The 16,329-nt window shown below is 38.2% G+C and carries 14 protein-coding genes and 2 tRNA genes; 1 reads left to right on the top strand and 15 read right to left on the bottom strand.

Annotation, left to right across the window (positions count from 1 at the left end):
* Window positions 1-17: 17 nt before the first annotated feature.
* From IR083_RS09685 to IR083_RS09615, 15 genes are all read right to left on the bottom strand, one after another.
* On the bottom strand, window positions 18-1,778 hold the full coding sequence (locus IR083_RS09685) for an AAA family ATPase (protein WP_194224138.1): 1,761 nt from the start codon (window positions 1,776-1,778) through the stop codon (window positions 18-20).
* Window positions 1,779-1,841: 63 nt separating this feature from the next.
* Window positions 1,842-3,053, bottom strand: a complete 1,212-nt coding sequence (locus IR083_RS09680; RefSeq protein ID WP_194224137.1) for a site-specific integrase — start codon at window positions 3,051-3,053, stop codon at window positions 1,842-1,844.
* 100 nt (window positions 3,054-3,153) lie between these two features.
* Window positions 3,154-3,226, bottom strand: a tRNA-Gly gene (locus tag IR083_RS09675).
* An 8-nt stretch (window positions 3,227-3,234) separates the two neighbouring features.
* Window positions 3,235-3,317, bottom strand: a tRNA-Tyr gene (locus IR083_RS09670).
* Between the two features lie 36 nt (window positions 3,318-3,353).
* Window positions 3,354-3,851: a 6,7-dimethyl-8-ribityllumazine synthase gene (ribH, locus tag IR083_RS09665; protein ID WP_194224136.1), complete on the bottom strand. Its 498-nt coding sequence runs from the start codon at window positions 3,849-3,851 to the stop codon at window positions 3,354-3,356.
* Between the two features lie 55 nt (window positions 3,852-3,906).
* Window positions 3,907-4,773 (bottom strand): deoxyribose-phosphate aldolase, encoded by an 867-nt coding sequence (deoC, locus tag IR083_RS09660; RefSeq protein WP_194224135.1) that lies wholly within the window; start codon window positions 4,771-4,773, stop codon window positions 3,907-3,909.
* A gap of 110 nt (window positions 4,774-4,883) precedes the next feature.
* Window positions 4,884-5,210 (bottom strand): nucleotide pyrophosphohydrolase, encoded by a 327-nt coding sequence (locus tag IR083_RS09655; protein WP_194224134.1) that lies wholly within the window; start codon window positions 5,208-5,210, stop codon window positions 4,884-4,886.
* Between the two features lie 93 nt (window positions 5,211-5,303).
* Window positions 5,304-5,756 carry a D-aminoacyl-tRNA deacylase gene (gene dtd / locus IR083_RS09650; RefSeq protein WP_194224133.1) on the bottom strand — a complete coding sequence of 151 codons (453 nt, stop codon included), beginning with the start codon at window positions 5,754-5,756 and terminating at the stop codon, window positions 5,304-5,306.
* 637 nt (window positions 5,757-6,393) lie between these two features.
* Window positions 6,394-6,990, bottom strand: coding sequence for an HdeD family acid-resistance protein (locus tag IR083_RS09645; RefSeq protein WP_194224132.1), 597 nt, complete (start codon window positions 6,988-6,990; stop codon window positions 6,394-6,396).
* A gap of 248 nt (window positions 6,991-7,238) precedes the next feature.
* Complete coding sequence (locus IR083_RS09640) at window positions 7,239-8,306, bottom strand: acyltransferase (RefSeq protein ID WP_194224131.1); 1,068 nt, start codon at window positions 8,304-8,306, stop codon at window positions 7,239-7,241.
* Window positions 8,307-8,345: 39 nt separating this feature from the next.
* Window positions 8,346-10,145: an excinuclease ABC subunit UvrC gene (uvrC, locus tag IR083_RS09635; protein ID WP_194224130.1), complete on the bottom strand. Its 1,800-nt coding sequence runs from the start codon at window positions 10,143-10,145 to the stop codon at window positions 8,346-8,348.
* 3 nt (window positions 10,146-10,148) lie between these two features.
* Complete coding sequence (locus tag IR083_RS09630) at window positions 10,149-10,700, bottom strand: adenine phosphoribosyltransferase (protein WP_194224129.1); 552 nt, start codon at window positions 10,698-10,700, stop codon at window positions 10,149-10,151.
* Window positions 10,701-10,787: 87 nt separating this feature from the next.
* The gene (gene mnmG / locus IR083_RS09625; RefSeq protein WP_194224128.1) at window positions 10,788-12,662 is read right to left on the bottom strand and encodes a tRNA uridine-5-carboxymethylaminomethyl(34) synthesis enzyme MnmG; all 1,875 of its coding nucleotides are present in this window, start codon (window positions 12,660-12,662) and stop codon (window positions 10,788-10,790) included.
* 110 nt (window positions 12,663-12,772) lie between these two features.
* The gene (locus tag IR083_RS09620) at window positions 12,773-13,507 is read right to left on the bottom strand and encodes a copper homeostasis protein CutC (RefSeq protein WP_194224127.1); all 735 of its coding nucleotides are present in this window, start codon (window positions 13,505-13,507) and stop codon (window positions 12,773-12,775) included.
* Between the two features lie 53 nt (window positions 13,508-13,560).
* Entirely contained in the window at window positions 13,561-15,387 is a 1,827-nt protein-coding gene (locus IR083_RS09615; RefSeq protein ID WP_194224126.1) for a YgiQ family radical SAM protein, read from the bottom strand.
* 130 nt (window positions 15,388-15,517) lie between these two features.
* Here IR083_RS09615 and IR083_RS09610 point away from each other — a divergent pair, with 130 nt between their 5' ends.
* Window positions 15,518-16,243, top strand: a complete 726-nt coding sequence (locus tag IR083_RS09610) for a helix-turn-helix domain-containing protein (RefSeq protein WP_194224125.1) — start codon at window positions 15,518-15,520, stop codon at window positions 16,241-16,243.
* Window positions 16,244-16,329: the final 86 nt, after the last annotated feature.

Raw genomic sequence — 16,329 nt, 5'->3', positions numbered from 1 at the left:
ATCAGCTTAATGTAAACCTATTTAACCAAAATTGTTTTCACTTTATCAATCAGTTTTTCAAAAGATTTAAAATCTGCTATTGTTCCATTTTTTATAATATGTTCTTCAAATTTAAGTTTATTCAAATTTGTCACTACACCACCATCATTTTTAGGCGTTTTAGAATAAAAATTATCTGTAAATAAAGTCTCATTAAACATGTTCTCTATACCTGATGTAACTTTACTGTTATTAATATTTTTCTCCAATATATAGTAAAATGTACTATTCTCTTCTTCTAATTTTGTTGTTACATCACAATCATAGATAAACAAAACATTTTTAGAATGTGGTACTCTTTTGAAAAGTTCATAATATGTAGATAATTGGTTTTTACCTGTTCTATCTTTTAAATTATCTACGATATCCACTTTTGTCATCAACTCTGGAGATAGCAGCTCAAAGGCTTTATTGATATACCCAATATTGTTTCCTTCTGTAAATATTGTAAGCTCTTTTCCTCCTAAAGAATCTAATATATGCAAGCCTTCATCTAATGTTATAAAACCATCAGATAACACTCTTAATGCTTCATTATTATCAGTTTGTCTTATTGTTCTATTCCCTTCATTATCTCTTTCCATAACAAACAAACTATCTTTAGGAGCATAAGCTACTGTAGATGGAGAATGTGTTGTTATGATTATTCTTAAATTATTGCCTCCCTCTTCTGTGGGCTTAGACATTTCTTCTAAGATTTCAATCATCATTTTACACATTTTGGGATGTAAATGAGCATCTGGTTCATCAATTGCAATAGTATTGATTCTATTGCCATTATAGTCTCTTACCATAGACCATATTATTAGCTTAACAATAAGTTGTTCTCCACTAGATAAGAATTTATAATCTACAATTTCTCCCCTCTTCCCTTTAAATTTTAAAACTACTCTATCTTTTGTTACATTCAAATCTGTTGAATTTTCCTTAATAATCTCTTCATAAGGATTTATCATAGAAAAATAGTCAAAGTTATATTTCTCAAATAACTTATTTATTAGCTCATGGGGTTTAGGTTCATCTTCTAGTTTTTTTAATTCATCATATTTCCCATCTTGAGGATACTTTATTCTTAATCTATTTTTAATTTGCTCTTGTTGTGCTAAAAAAATAGAGAACTCTTCTATTTCTGTTATTCCATTATAGATATGAGAGGCATGTTCCTTCAGTTGTTCTAAAGTGAGTTTTTCTACTTTAACTCCTAGATGTCTGGCTATTCTATCTAGTTCTAAATCATATATTTTATCATCTAATAAGGTTATTTGCCTTTCAATATTTTTTATTTCATTTTTATGAAAGTTGATATCTTTTATTATAGATATTTTTTCTCTTTCATCTGTAGCTATTCTCAAATTTTTACTATAATGTTTTTCTAGAGTGTAATTTGCATCTTTACTCTGCTCTAATTCAAATTTTTGCTGCTCTCTATCAGTAAATGATGTTGCATATTTTATAAACCCATCATAGTTTTTAACTATTTTGCTTTTCCTCTCCACTTGCCTTTGAATATTGAGACCTTGTGTTATTTTCTCAGGGAGAATTAAATTAAAAATATTTCCTTCTGATTCTTTAATACTTCCAGAGTATGGATAATCATTTAGGTTATATAAAAAGTATAAAAGATGGCTTTTTCCCACACCATTTACTCCTGTTATAATTGAAAACATGGGGATATTCTCCCATTTAAAACCTTTTTGAAGAGATAGCCATTCTTCATGTAATTCTAAAGATATGTTCATGATATTAATTTTAACATAAAGATACACCTAACTTTTAATATTATATAAGCTAGGTGTAGATTTTTAAAGCAGATTTTTCATAGCCTCATCAATTTGGCTATTCTCAAAGCTATCTAAGTATATCTGAGTTACTTTCTCATTACTATGGCCTAATGATTCAGATATAATAGAAGTAGATACACCAGACCTTTTTAATACTGTAGCATAGCTATGTCTTGCAACATAAGTAGTTAGACTAATATCAAGACCAAGCTTTGCAGCTATCTGCTTAAGAGAAGAATTTATTTGCTTTATCTTCTTTTGAATACGGCTATATTTTTGCATGGGGGTTTTGTGTCTTTGTTTATCCAAAATGGGAAATAAATAACCTCTTTTATCATCAGCATATTTATGTATCAGTCTGATAGATTCTTTTTGCAATGGAATATTTATTAAAGTGTTAGTTTTCTTGCGTGAATATTCTAATCTTCCATTAACTACATTTTCTGCTGTAAGACTGGCAATATCAGTAAAACTTATGCCACCTTGCAGATAGCTGAAAATGAACACATCTCTACCTAGCTGAATCACTTCCTTTTCATTGGATAAATCTAGTTCCAGTATCTTCCTGATTTCTTCTTTGCTTATGGCTCTTTTCCTCGTTTTAAGATTGAATTTAGACATCTTAAAGTTCTTGAAAGGGTAATCCTCATTTCGGACTAAATTTTGCTCTATAGCCTTATTAAATGCACTTCTGAGGGTTCTAAACAGCAAACTCATTGTAGTTTCTGCTTTATTGCAACTAATCAGGAACTTTTCATACTCATTGAGCCATGCAAGGTCTATCTCTGTAAATAGGAAATCTAATTTGTCAATCTTTTTAAATGTCCTGATTGAATTATAAGAATCTCTGTAGATGTTGCTATTACCAATTTTGCCAATCTGCTTATAATAGGCTATTAGTTCCCTATAGAATATATCTACTGTTTTAGTTACTGTAACTTGCTCTGTAGTCTTTATGAGAGTGGATGCAGTAAAGTTCTTATGAGAGGTCTTAAACTCTAATACTTGTGTCTGATATTCAGCTTTCTTATCCTGAATAATTTTAAGAATATGTTCCCTATTAGGGCAATTGGGTTTAGGTTCATTTTTCTTAAAATCCCAATACTTTGGATTAACAGAGATACCTAAATACTTGTAACTTTTCTTAGAATCTTTGGATATTCTTACTACTAAAGGATGTTCTCCATTTGATAAAGTCTTTGATTTGTAGCATATAACACTGATTGTAGCCATGTGATTTTGGGTTACTTCTCAGGTTACTTTTCACTCCAAAATCACCCATTTTCCCCAACAAAAAAAGACACTCACATTTCTGTAAGTGTCTCTTCATCAGAGCGGAAGACGGGGCTCAAACCCGCGACCCTCAGCTTGGAAGGCTAATGCTCTATCAACTGAGCTACTTCCGCAAAGTATGTGGGCAGTGAAGGATTCGAACCTCCGAAGACGTAAGTCAGCTGAGTTACAGTCAGCCCCAGTTGGCCACTTTGGTAACTGCCCTTTTATCTTTAGCGAATGCAAAGGTAATATATTTATTTATTCCTCCAAATTTCTACGATAAAAATCTATCATTTTTAGTGCTGTGATCGCGCATTCATCCCCTTTGTTGCCATAACGGCCTCCGGCACGTTCTTCGGCTTGCTGCATATTGTCGGTAGTCAACAGCCCGAATATGAACGGTATATCGTAACGGATATTCATATCGGCAATGCCTTGTGTCACGCCACTGCAAACATAGTCGAAATGCGGAGTATCGCCTCTGACCACGCAGCCCAGTGCGATTACTGCATCTATTTGCTTGTTTTCTACCATATGTTTCGAACCGAATATCAATTCAAAGCTGCCCGGAACAAAATCAATCAGGATATTTTCTTTTTTTACGCCATGCTTTATCAGCGTATTGTAAGCGCCCTGGAGTAGGGGAGTGGTTATTGCTTCGTTCCATTCCGAGACTATGATTCCTATTTTCATATCCCCGCCGTTCGGAACTGTTTCGGGATTATAAGATGATAAATTGTGATATGCTGTTGCCATAATTATTCTATTTATTTTTGAGCAAAGATAAGTTTTTTTTAAATACGTATGCTTCTTATTCCTTTATGCTATCGAGCAAACTATCAGCCAGGCGGCTTGCCCCTATACGGAAATACTCATTGTTCAAATATTCTTCGCCCAGGACCTCTTTTACAATAGTGTAATACTTAACGGCATCTGTGGTGGCAGAGATACCTCCCGACGCTTTAAAACCGGCTTTCCGGCCTGTTTTAGCCGTGTATTCCCTGATAGCCGTACACATTACATATGCGGCTTCCAGGGTAGCGCCTTCGTAACCTTTACCTGTAGATGTCTTGATAAAGTCGGCTCCCGAATAGAGGGCCAGAAGGGAGGCTTTCATTATGTTTCTGGCAGATTTCAGCGCCCCTGTTTCCAGTATGACCTTTAATTTTGCTTCACGGCAGGCATGTTTTATTTCATCTATTTCCTCGCTTAGTTCCTCATAGTTTTCATCCATGAAAAAGCCCAGATTGAGGACTATGTCGATTTCGTCCGCGCCGCTGGCTACCGCGAGCGCCGTTTCGGCTATTTTCACTTCTGTAAATGTTTGTGACGAAGGGAACCCTCCGGCAACAGAAGCAATTTTCACATCGGCGGTAAGGGCTTCCTTCACAGTCTCTATGAAGTTGGGATAAACGCAGATAGCAGCTACATTTGCCAGATCGGAAGCTCCATCCTGCCCGTTGACCTTTTCGGTAAACTTCCAGATGTCTTCACGTGTATCGGTCGTGTTCAGCGAGGTGAGGTCTATGCACGAATACAACCTTTTGTACACCTCTCTATTGTCATTCTGGGCAAATTTCTTACTGATTATTTCCTCTACTTTTTCGGCTATATCAGCATCTTTGAGGTCTGTTTTATACTTTTTCAGTGTATCGGTATATTTATTTATTTCTGCCATATTATTATATTTAAAAATTTCATATTTCAAGATTTCAGAATTTACAAAATCAGATATATCAATGTAAATAATTTCTTTTTCTTACTAAAGTAATGGGTAGCTCCACGATCTTATTTCAATTTTTCATTGTTTTTATGTCTGTCCCTATCCCTGTTCGTTTTCTTTTCCAGATTTTTTTGAAAAGCCTCCGTCAGGTTTATTCCTGTCTGGTTGGCTAAACATATCAGTACCCAGAGTACATCAGCCATCTCGTCCCCCAGATCTTTGCCGAGATCGGATTTCTTGAATGACTGATCGCCATATGTGCGCGCCATAATACGCGCCAGTTCACCTACCTCTTCGGTGAGGATGGTCATATTCGTCAGTTCGCTGAAATAGCGGACTCCGATTGTTTTTATCCAGTTATCAACTGCCAGTTGAGCTTCTTCTATTGTCATTTTTAGTTACGAGTTAGTTTGCCCTCTGGGCAGTTACAGGTTACGAGTCAACGAGTTATGAATGATGGACTTGCTTGCACGATTTTCCTCTTTTCATTCTTTTACTTTAGAGTCTATCCATATCGTTACAGGACCGTCATTTATCAGTTCTACCTGCATATTTGCCCCGAATTCGCCTGTGCCTATATCTTTACTCAGCTTTTCGCTCAAAGTATCGCAAAACCCTTCGTAGAGCGGGATGGCTGTATCGGGCTTCGATGCACGGATATAAGACGGACGATTTCCTTTCCTGGTCGATGCATGCAGTGTGAATTGCGAGACCACCAGCATATCGGCGTCCGTGTCCAGGGCAGAGAGATTCATTACGCCGTCTTTGTCATCAAAGATACGAAGGTTTGTTATTTTATTACAAAGCCACTCTATATCTTCTTTGTTGTCACCGTCTTCTATCCCGAGTAAGATAAGGAGCCCTTTTCCTATCTGCGATTTTATGCTGTTTTCTATTGTTACGGATGCTTTTGTAACACGTTGTATCAATACTCTCATTATTATTCTTGTTTTAGCTGCGCTTGCAAATGATTTTCCTGAAAAAGTAACATAGAAAATAATTAAGAATCAAGAATGAAAAATTAATAATCCGTTTGTTTGCAGCTTCTGTATAAAACTTGACAAACCTGACACTTTTTACAGTATTTTCTATCGAATCTTTTGTCTGACTGTTTCTAACAGACCTGTAACAAAGGATCGTCTCTGCAAAGAACTCTAAAAGGTAACAAAGGTAACACTTTTGTATCATTTTTCTTAATGTCACTTTTTCTATATTTTTTGATGTCATTTGTTTTCGGTTTCTTTTCTCTATATTGATAAAGTTTCCCTGTTTTTATAATGGAGACCGATCTGCGATAAGTGCAGCCGGGAATAATAGAAGAGCTATATGTAACAATAATGCTTTAGCTATCTGATTGATAAAAGATTAAGAGGGTGTGTAAAAAGTATTTTCAGATTCTATTTACATACGCTACGCTCCTGTGACCGTTGGTTGTCATGTTGAACGGAGTGAAACATCTCGTTTTTTAGGCTTGAGATTATTCACTCCGTTCAGCATGGCAATAGAGAGTAACACTTTGCTAACGCAATATTACTTTTGATATATCCTTTTCATTAATTCTGGTATTCCTGTTTATTATTCTTTGAAATCTTTTTCTATTTTATCCATTTCTTTATGTAAAGATTTTAATTTAAATCCTAAATATATACGGAAGAAACCGTAAGAGAAAAATGAAATACTAACCAATGCTATAATGAAACCTGTGGTAAATGCAGGGCTCATGATAAAGATAAAGGACATAATGACCCCCAGTATGGCTAATGCCATCAACCATCCCCATCCGTTCACGCCGTTGCGTTGTAATTCGGCTGCCGAACCTATTGCCCATATAGATTGGAACATAACCCAGAATCCTACGAAATAGGTGAGCACCAGTGCAATAACTTCTACAGGCATAGCGATGAGGATAAGCCCGAAAATCAGGTCTATAATACCGCTTATGAGCGTCCATCCCCATCCTTTGAGGACTTTCTTGTTAGATAATGCGAATGCGATTTCGAAAATACCGCTGACAAAGAATGTGACGGCAAATACCAGAGTGAGCGCGACCAAGGTGGTTAGCGGTGTTATCAGGGACCAGATGCCAAGAGCTACGGCTAGTATTCCCACGAGTATTGAAACCCACCAGAATTTCACAGCTTGTTTTGCTGAATAGAATAAGTCGTTTTTCATAATTCTGTAAGTTTAGATTGTTTTTATACCGGATGTTATCTTTAGATAAACAGTTAACATATCCAAAGAGTTCTCAAAGATAATTGTTCAGGGAAGAATAGTATAATAAATTATGGCCTGAACGGGTTGGTCTGATAACAATAAGATCTATCTTTCGATTATTTAGAGTCAACAATCTATTTATCAATAGAAAAAGTCTTTTTACTTTCCGGAAAGGGAGATCTTTTATACTCTCTTGGACAATCTGTTCAGATAATCCATTTGTTAAGGACAGGTATCTTTCTGATTATAAGCACAACACACAGGGATGCTGAATATACAAACAAGGCCAGCACAGGTACAGATATTGCAGCGGGAAATAGACTGGTGTTTATATTCAACATGTTGAGTGCGATATTGAAAAAATCGTGGACAAGGTATATGCCCAGACTGCAATTGGCCAAAAGGGTAATATACCGGTTATTCCTGTACCTTTGGAGCCTTTCACTGTTACTGATAGTATTTTTTGCAAGCACAAAAATGAAAAACGCAAAAATCATTGTATGAGGGCCCATATTCTCGAAGTACTGGGTGCTGCCTCTTAATTCCACCATACCCCAATATGTGGAGGTTCCCAGTACATATACGATGTTTAGTATTCCAACTGTGTACAGTATTTTTTTCTGTAGAGAACTGAGGTCATATCTGGAAAAAAAGTATCCGGCAAGAAAATATCCTGTATATGAATATAAATCATATACTCCGAAGCTGATATGTACATTATAGGCGGCATTTATCTTTGGTATGACCGAGCCGAAAATGAAATAGATAACAAGAAAATAGAAATAATGTTTCTTTTCGGCGTGGGCTGTAAATACGCGGAGGAGCGGGGAGAGGATATATATTGCGATAATGGCATACATAAACCAAAGATGGTGCCATGGTGTGCCTAATGCTATTTCAGTATAGATCCTTTGCCAGTCGTTGAGAGTTACATCTTTGATATTCAATATCATGGATGTAATAGGGGAGAGTGTCCTGTATAGGATGCTCCAGAAAACAAGAGCTATTACTAATCTTGGCAATGCTTTGGTATACAGTTTTTTAAACGACAGAGCATAATTAGGGTCGAGTATAATAATGCCGCTGAGCATAAAGAATACCGGGATACACCATCTGAGCATTGTCATATATGTATTCAATGCGAGCCATTCAGTAGTTCCTACCGTGCTATACCATCTTACACCACATACATGTATTATGAAAACAGCATATATTGTTAAAGTTCGGAGTATATCGGCGTATAATACCCGGTCTTTAATTGGTTTTTCTCCCATATTGTGTTCAAATTACTATGAGTAAAGTTAGTAAAATATTCAATTGTTTTTCTCCTCGAAATACTTTCTTATCAAAGCAGTCTTGAACTTTCCTATAATTTTCTCAAGTTCTTTGTCTTCTGCCAGCTTTATTCTTTTTACACTTCTGAACTCTCTGAGAAGCAGCCTTTTAGTCTCGTCTCCGATGCCTTTTATATTATCCAGTTCCGATTTTACCTGGCTTTTACTCCGTTGATTTCTGTGGAATGTAATACCAAATCGATGGGCTTCATCTCTAAGATGTTGAAGCACTTTTAACGATTCTGAATTTTTATCCAGATAGAGAGGAATTGAATCTTCGGGATAGTAAATCTCTTCCAGCCGTTTGGCGATGCCTACTATTGCGACCTTCCCATAGATCTCCAGCGCTTTAAGAGACTCGCAGGCAGCGCTTAACTGTCCCTTACCTCCGTCTATAACAATGAGTTGGGGCAGGGGAGCTTCTTCTTCCAGCAACCGGCGATAGCGGCGGTAAACGACTTCACGCATGGTTGAAAAGTCATCAGGCCCTTCTACTGTTTTTACATTAAAGTGGCGGTAGTCTCTTTTCGACGGTTTTCCCATTTTGAAGACAACGCAAGCTGATACAGGATTCGTTCCCTGTATATTTGAGTTGTCGAAACATTCGATATGGGTCGGTAACTCCTTGAGGTTTAAATCTTTTTGTATTTCTTTCAGTATTCTTACACTCCGTTGCTCGGGGTTAAGGCTTTCCGCTTTTTTTAATTTGTCTATTTTGTACTGTCTTACGTTTTGTGTCGAAAGAAGCAATAATTTTTTCTTATCTCCACGCTGGGGAATTACAAATTCTACTCCTTCCAGCGTGAGGTCCGGATAAAATGGAACGACGATCTCTTTAGCCTTCGATCCAAACCGTTCTCTTACCTCTATAATACCCAGGCCAAGAAGTTCTTCCTTCTCTTCTTCCAGCCGTTTGCGATATTCGAATGTATAGGCTTGTATTATTGCTCCGTTGTGTACATTCAGGTAATTGATATATGCTGCGCTTTCATCTTCATCGTAACTGTATATATCTATATTGTAGTTTATATTACTTACAACGGTAGATTTATTTTTGAAGTTCTCAATAAGCAGATATTTTTCTTTTAATTTATTGGCTTCTTCAAATTCCTGATTTTCGGCAAGCTCGAGCATTTTTGCATAGATCTCATCACTCACGAGATTTGTATTCCCTTTCAGGATCTCTTTTATCGATTCTACATTTTTTATGTAGTTTTCCGGAGTCTGCAATCCTACGCATGGGCCGAGGCACCTTTTTATATGATATTCCAGACAAACCTTATATTTTCCCTCCGCGATCTTTTCCGGAGTCAAATTTAGCGAGCATGTGCGGATAGGATATAATTTGTGTACAAATTCCAAAAGAGTTTTTACGCTTAATACATTTGTATAAGGTCCAAAGTATTGTGAGCCGTCTTTCGAAATTTTTCTGGTTAGTTCTACTCTCGGGTAATATTCATTACGGATAACAATTGACGGGTAAGATTTGTCATCCTTGAGCATTACATTGTAACGCGGCTGAAATTCCTTTATCAGATTGTTCTCGAGTAAGAGGGTGTCTTCTTCCGTGTCTACAATGATATATTTTATGTCCCGTATTTTGCTGACGAGTATCCTTGTCTTTGGGCTATCGTGATTTTTTGTAAAGTATTGCGAAACCCTTTTTTTTAGATTTTTAGCTTTACCTACATATATAATGATCCCTTTGTCATCAAAATATTGATAACAGCCCGGTTTGTCGGGAATGTTCTGTATTATATTTCTGAGGTATTCATTCATTTCTTATATGGAAAACTGTATCAATGCCTTAATGTCTACATCTTTTGGGAATAGTGTACGTCCTTTTAACTCTTCCAGCTCTATTATAAAATTCACGTGGATATTTTTCACACCCATTCTTTTTACCAGATTATAGGCGGCAAACATGGTTCCTCCTGTTGCAAGCAGATCATCGTGTATGAGGACAACGTCATCTTCAGATAATGAATCTTTATGGATTTGGATTTTATCCACACCATATTCTTTCTCATATTCTTCTTCGAATACTTCAGCCGGAAGTTTTCCCGGTTTTCTTATAGGTACAAATCCTGCTCCAAGTTCAAGAGCCATTATCGGACCCATGATAAATCCTCTTGATTCTATCCCTACTACCTTAGTGATGCCTTTCCCTTTATATTCTTCCAAAAGAACATCTGTCAATATGGATAGAGATTCTTTCGTGTTGAATAATGGGGTTACATCTTTAAACTGGATTCCAGGAATTGGAAAATCAGGAATGTTTCTTACTGTGTTCCTTAAGAAAGATAGCTTCTGCTCTTTTGTGAATTGCTCCATTTTTGTCGTTAATATTTATATGTTCCACGTGGAACATTCTTTTTTTTGTCTTATGATTTTAGCGTGTTCCACGTGGAACATCTTGTTTTATCTACCCAAAAGTACCAATAATATTGAGATATCATTCGGTGAAACTCCCGGAATCCGGCTTGCCTGAGCGATTGTTTCAGGGTTTATTTTTGTCAACTTTTGGCGCGCTTCGGTGGAAAGGGAGAGTATCGCTTCGTAATTGAACTTCCCTTTTATCTGGATGTTTTCGAGGCGGGAGATCTTATCTGCGATCAATTGCTCTCTCTTGATATAGCCGTCATACTTGATGATTATTTCGCAGGCCTCTTTGATCTCTTCTTTTCTGTTTGGTATCTTATCCAGTTCCGCTTTGAATGCTGGTACAAGTTCGGCGATGCTGTCTATTGATATCTGCGGGCGTGTGATTACATCTTTCAGTTTCAACCCGTGCTTTAATGGGCTTGTCCCAAGTTTTTCCAACCCTTCGTTTATGTACTCAGGCTTCAAGGAATAATTGGCGGTGAAATCGATGATCCTGTTCATCTCCTCTTTCTTCTGGTTCAGGAGATCAATTCTCTCTCTCTTTGCTAAGCCCATATTGTAACCCTTTTCGGTAAGGCGTGCATCTGCATCGTCTTGACGAAGTAGTATTCTATATTCCGCACGGGAGGTAAACATACGGTATGGTTCGTCAACGCCTTTGGTTACCAGATCGTCGATTAATACGCCGATGTATGCTTCGTCTCTTTTCAGGATGAATTCGTCTCCCCCTTGTGTTTTTATATGAGCGTTTATTCCCGCGATCAATCCCTGGCCGCCTGCTTCTTCATATCCGGTAGTGCCATTTATCTGTCCTGCGAAAAATAGGTTGTCGATTAGCTTCGTTTCCAACGTATGTTTTAGTTGTGTAGGATCGAAGAAGTCATATTCGATTGCATAACCGGGTCTGTAGATGTGTATATTTCTGAATGCCGGGATTCTTTGTAGTGCTTCAATTTGAGTATGGAGTGGGAGAGAGGACGAGAATCCATTTAAGTAATATTCTTGTGTGCTTTCTCCTTCCGGTTCCAGAAATAATTGATGCGAAGTTTTCTCCGCGAATGTTACAACTTTAGTTTCTATACTCGGGCAATAGCGTGGCCCTATACTTTTTATCTGTCCGTTGTAAAGGGGAGAATCATCCAATCTATCGCGTAAAGTGGAGTGTACTTCTTCGTTGGTGTAAGTAATCCAGCAACTAAGTTGTTTCAATGTGCGGGGTGCGAAGTCGAGATATGAGAACTTGTGGAAATCATCATCTCCTTTTTGTTCTTCCATTAAACTAAAGTCGACGCTTCTTCCGTCTATTCTGGCGGGAGTACCTGTTTTCATCCTGTCGGTAGTAAATCCAAATTCCCTCAATTGTTCGGTGATTCCGAACGATGCCGGTTCTGAAACACGTCCTCCTCCGAGCTGTGTTTTGCCTATATGCATTAGTCCGTTCAGGAATGTGCCGTTTGTGAGAACTACCGATTTTGCCGAGAAGTTTACACCCATCGCGGTCTTTACACCTGTTGCCGTTTTGTTTTCTATAATCAGGGATGTTACAGTGTCCTGCCATACAAAAAGGTTATCGGTGTTCTCGATGATCCCTCTCCATTTAAGTATGAATTGCGCGCGGTCGCTTTGTGCCCGTGGACTCCACATGGCAGGGCCTTTCGATTTGTTCAGCATGCGGAATTGGATGGCAGTAGTATCCGTGACAATTCCCATCTGTCCGCCGAGGGCATCTATCTCCCGTACGATTTGTCCTTTTGCAATGCCACCTACTGCGGGGTTGCAACTCATCTGGGCGATTTTGTTCATGTCCATTGTTATCAGCAGGGTTTTGGATCCCATGTTGGCCGCTGCGGCTGCAGCTTCGCAACCGGCATGGCCTGCCCCGACAACAATTACGTCATATTTGAAGTTCATATTTTTTTCTTTGGATAAAATTAATTAGGATGCAAAGTTAGTATTTTATTGTATTTTCTGCGATAATTACTTTATGCTTATGAATGCGCTGCTTTAGATATGATGGCTATTTAAATATTATTGGCATTTTCTATTGCCTGTTTAACTTTTTCGGGATCAGTCAGAAGCATGCTGTATTCTTCTTCGTTTGTAAAAAAAGGTGATTTGTATTGCATTCCTCCATTATACCTGCTTCGGAACGAGCCGTGAAATTCTTTCAAATCGGTAGCTCTAACCAGCTCGGAAATATTGTTCTCCGTAATTCCTCCACCGGGCATAATTATTATTCTATCGTTGGCCTGACTGATTAATTTCTTTAATATTTCTTTTCCTTCCGGTGCGGATTCCATCCCGCCTGATGTAAGTATACGGTCACACCCTAGTTCTATGATATCTTCTAACGAACTGAACAAATCGTTGCATCTGTCAAAAGCCCGATGAAAAGTAATAGTCATACGATATTTATGCGCAATTTTTACTAAATCCTGATTGCGTTCTTTATCGATATTACCATCTGTGTTTAATATTCCGAATACAACACCGTCGCATCCTGCTTTTCCACAGTGGTGTATATCCTGTTTCATTATTTCAAATTCTAAATCGCTATATAGAAAATCTCCCTCACGCGGACGTATGAGTACATTTAATTGAATGTCAATATGTTGTCTTGATTTTTCTATCTGTGATAGGGAAGGGGTAGTTCCTCCTTCGCTCAGATTATCACATAGTTCGACTCTGATTGCTCCTCCTTTTTGTCCATTTATAGCCGATTGTGTTGAATTGGCACAAACTTCAAGTGTAATCATATAATTATATTTGAATTAAATATTTGATATTCAGGTAATTGTTGGATAAACTATTAATAAATTGATAGTTTTTTCAACAGATCCTCTCTTTTTAATTTCTTCAAAGACTTGATAATCTGAGGTCTATAATTTTTATCGTACCAGAAAAAGTATTGACGCTGAGCCAGTTTCTGCTCTTTGGTTCGTGCCGTATATACTTTTTCAAGCGTATAGGGATGATAGCCGGTATAATAAATTTCGGTAGCTACTGTCATTGGTGAAGGTGTAAAGTCCTGAACCTGTTCCAGTTTAAAGCCCAAAGGCTTTGTCTCGGAGGCTAATTCTGCCATATCTATCTCTGTACAAGCCGGATGGGATGATATAAAATAAGGGATAAGCTGCTGTTTTAATCCGTTTTCGGAATTGATCTTATCGAATATTCTCTTAAATGTATGGAACTGCGAGAAGCTTGGTTTGCGCATACAATTAAGCACCTTGTCGGAAGTATGTTCCGGAGCAACTTTCAGCCTGCCGGATACATGGTTTAATATCAGTTCTTTTGTGTATTTATCGGATATTTTGTTTAACCGGTCATCATCATTCCGGTGCAACAACATATCATAACGCACCCCACTGCCGATAAATGACTTCTTGATTTTGGGAAGTGCATCCACTGCTTTGTAAATATCCAAAAGGTGTGAGTGGTCTACATCGAGGTTTTTGCATATCTTCGGATGAATACACGAGGGCCGTTTGCATTTAGCGCAAATGTTTTCATCCCTGCCTTTCATTTTATACATGTTTGCCGAAGGGCCTCCCAGATCACTCAGATACCCCTTGAAATCAGGCATTTCCGTGATTTGTTTTACTTCGTTCAATATCGATTTTTTCGAACGGGAGGCAATGAATTTTCCCTGATGAGCCGAAATGGTACAAAAGGCACATCCGCCGAAACACCCCCGGTGCATGTTTACCGAGAATTTTATCATCTCAAAAGCCGGAATGGTTTTTCCTTTGTATTTCGGATGGGGCAGGCGGGTATATGGCAGATCGAACGAGGCATCTATCTCTTTCTCAGACATGCGAGGGTAGGGAGGATTGATTATTACCGCCTTTTCATCGTATATCTGTATAATGCGCGAAGCATTCATCATATTCGATTGCTCTTCTACAATGCGGAAATTGCCTGCTTGTTTAAGTTTATCGGCAAGGCACTCTTCATGTGAAGCCAGATAGATATCCTTTCCATCGTGCCACTGTTTTAAAGCGTTTTTGGCGCATAGATATGCTGTTTGTGGTATATCACTCAATTCATCGAGGGATTTGCCGTTCTTGAGCTCCGAAACTATCTTTTTCAAAGGATTCTCACCCATGCCATACACCAGCAGATCCGCTTTTGAGTCGACAAGTATAGATTTATATAATTTATCATCCCAGTAATCGTAGTGCGTTACCCTGCGCAACGAGGCCTCTATCCCCCCTAATAATACAGGTACATCGGGGAAAAGCTCTTTTAGTATATTGCAATAGACAATGGAGGCTCTGTCGGGGCGCATTCCCGCCTTTCCATCAGGCGTATAAGCATCGTCGGAACGCAGTCGCTTGTTGGCCGTATAGTGGTTTATCATCGAGTCCATTGCTCCGGCTGTTACCCCGAAGAAAAGGCGGGGTTTACCCAATTTTTTGAAGTCGCGCAGATCGTCCCGCCAGTTCGGTTGCGGAACAATGGCTACCTTCAGCCCTTCGGCTTCAAGCATGCGTCCTATGACAGCCGCACCAAAAGACGGGTGGTCTATATATACGTCTCCCGAGAAAAGGATAACATCCAGTTCATCCCATCCTCTGAGTTCCACTTCTTTTTTTGTGGTCGGTTGCCAGTCGGTCAGTCGGTATTCTTTCATAATCAGCCACAAAGGTATTGCTTTTTCCAGATTTATGATTCAAATATGAGTATTCTTAACTTTTTAGTTCGTTGTTGAACATTTCCATTTATCTTTATCTCTTCCAAAATTAGTCATATAAAGCAAAGAAATGTACATTGAATATCAACCACATCCGTTTCTAAGTCAGTATATCGAAACCTACTGGTCTTCAATAGATTTTGCAGAGAAAGAGGTTTGTCGGCGTGTATTGCCTGATGGTTGCGTAGATATTATATTTTCATTTCACCGGCAGTCTCTTCCCTACATTGTGGGTACTATGACTACTTTTCTGGAAGTAGAATATCTGGGAGAGGTCAGGTTTATTGGGATTCGTTTCAAACCGGGAGGAATAGCGGCTTTTATCCGTGTGCCTGTAAATGAATTTACTGATTCGCGGGTCGAACTTTTTTCTACGGAATCGGTATTTGATAAATCTTTCAGTGAAGATATTCCCTGGGAAAGGAGTACAACAGATATTATCTCTTTTGTGGATAACTATTTATTAAGCCGGCTTCCTAAACTGTCTCTGTTGGATGAAAGGGTTGATTATGCCGTATCGCTGATAAAACAAGGCAAGGGAAATATACCGATACCGCTTATTGCAGAACAGGCCTGTCTGAGTAAACGGCAATTTGAACGCAGGTTTCTGGCCGGTATAGGAATCTCTCCAAAAGCATTCAGCCGTATTATCAAATTCAAGAATACTCATCATCTTTTAAAATCGGGGGCGAATCAAAGCCTTTTTGATCTGGCGGTCGACTGCGGTTATTATGACCATGCCCATCTGATAAAAGAGTTTAAACGGCTTTCGGGTTCTTTACCTTCGGAACTTTAAGATTGTCGTTTTTTTACACAAATACTATGGTCTGTATTCTCTACTTTTGGAAGTGATTTTCAAATATATAAACTTAAATATAGAGA

Source organism: Dysgonomonas sp. GY75 (genome assembly GCF_015234155.1).
GTDB classification, from domain to species: domain Bacteria; phylum Bacteroidota; class Bacteroidia; order Bacteroidales; family Dysgonomonadaceae; genus Dysgonomonas; species Dysgonomonas gadei.
This window is presented reverse-complemented; position numbering and strand designations above follow the sequence as displayed.

Excerpts from the sequence above, each read along its gene's own strand:
- IR083_RS09640 (WP_194224131.1), bottom strand. The coding sequence starts at position 8,306 with ATGGGAGAAAAACCAATTAAAGACCGGGTATTATACGCCGATATACTC.
- dtd (WP_194224133.1), bottom strand. The coding sequence starts at position 5,756 with ATGAGAGTATTGATACAACGTGTTACAAAAGCATCCGTAACAATAGAA.
- IR083_RS09655 (WP_194224134.1), bottom strand. The coding sequence starts at position 5,210 with ATGACAATAGAAGAAGCTCAACTGGCAGTTGATAACTGGATAAAAACA.
- IR083_RS09685 (WP_194224138.1), bottom strand. The coding sequence starts at position 1,778 with ATGAACATATCTTTAGAATTACATGAAGAATGGCTATCTCTTCAAAAA.
- IR083_RS09630 (WP_194224129.1), bottom strand. The coding sequence starts at position 10,700 with ATGGAGCAATTCACAAAAGAGCAGAAGCTATCTTTCTTAAGGAACACA.
- mnmG (WP_194224128.1), bottom strand. The coding sequence starts at position 12,662 with ATGAACTTCAAATATGACGTAATTGTTGTCGGGGCAGGCCATGCCGGT.
- IR083_RS09645 (WP_194224132.1), bottom strand. The coding sequence starts at position 6,990 with ATGAAAAACGACTTATTCTATTCAGCAAAACAAGCTGTGAAATTCTGG.
- IR083_RS09620 (WP_194224127.1), bottom strand. The coding sequence starts at position 13,507 with ATGATTACACTTGAAGTTTGTGCCAATTCAACACAATCGGCTATAAAT.
- deoC (WP_194224135.1), bottom strand. The coding sequence starts at position 4,773 with ATGGCAGAAATAAATAAATATACCGATACACTGAAAAAGTATAAAACA.
- uvrC (WP_194224130.1), bottom strand. The coding sequence starts at position 10,145 with ATGAATGAATACCTCAGAAATATAATACAGAACATTCCCGACAAACCG.
- IR083_RS09615 (WP_194224126.1), bottom strand. The coding sequence starts at position 15,387 with ATGAAAGAATACCGACTGACCGACTGGCAACCGACCACAAAAAAAGAA.
- IR083_RS09680 (WP_194224137.1), bottom strand. The coding sequence starts at position 3,053 with ATGGCTACAATCAGTGTTATATGCTACAAATCAAAGACTTTATCAAAT.
- ribH (WP_194224136.1), bottom strand. The coding sequence starts at position 3,851 with ATGGCAACAGCATATCACAATTTATCATCTTATAATCCCGAAACAGTT.
- IR083_RS09610 (WP_194224125.1), top strand. The coding sequence starts at position 15,518 with ATGTACATTGAATATCAACCACATCCGTTTCTAAGTCAGTATATCGAA.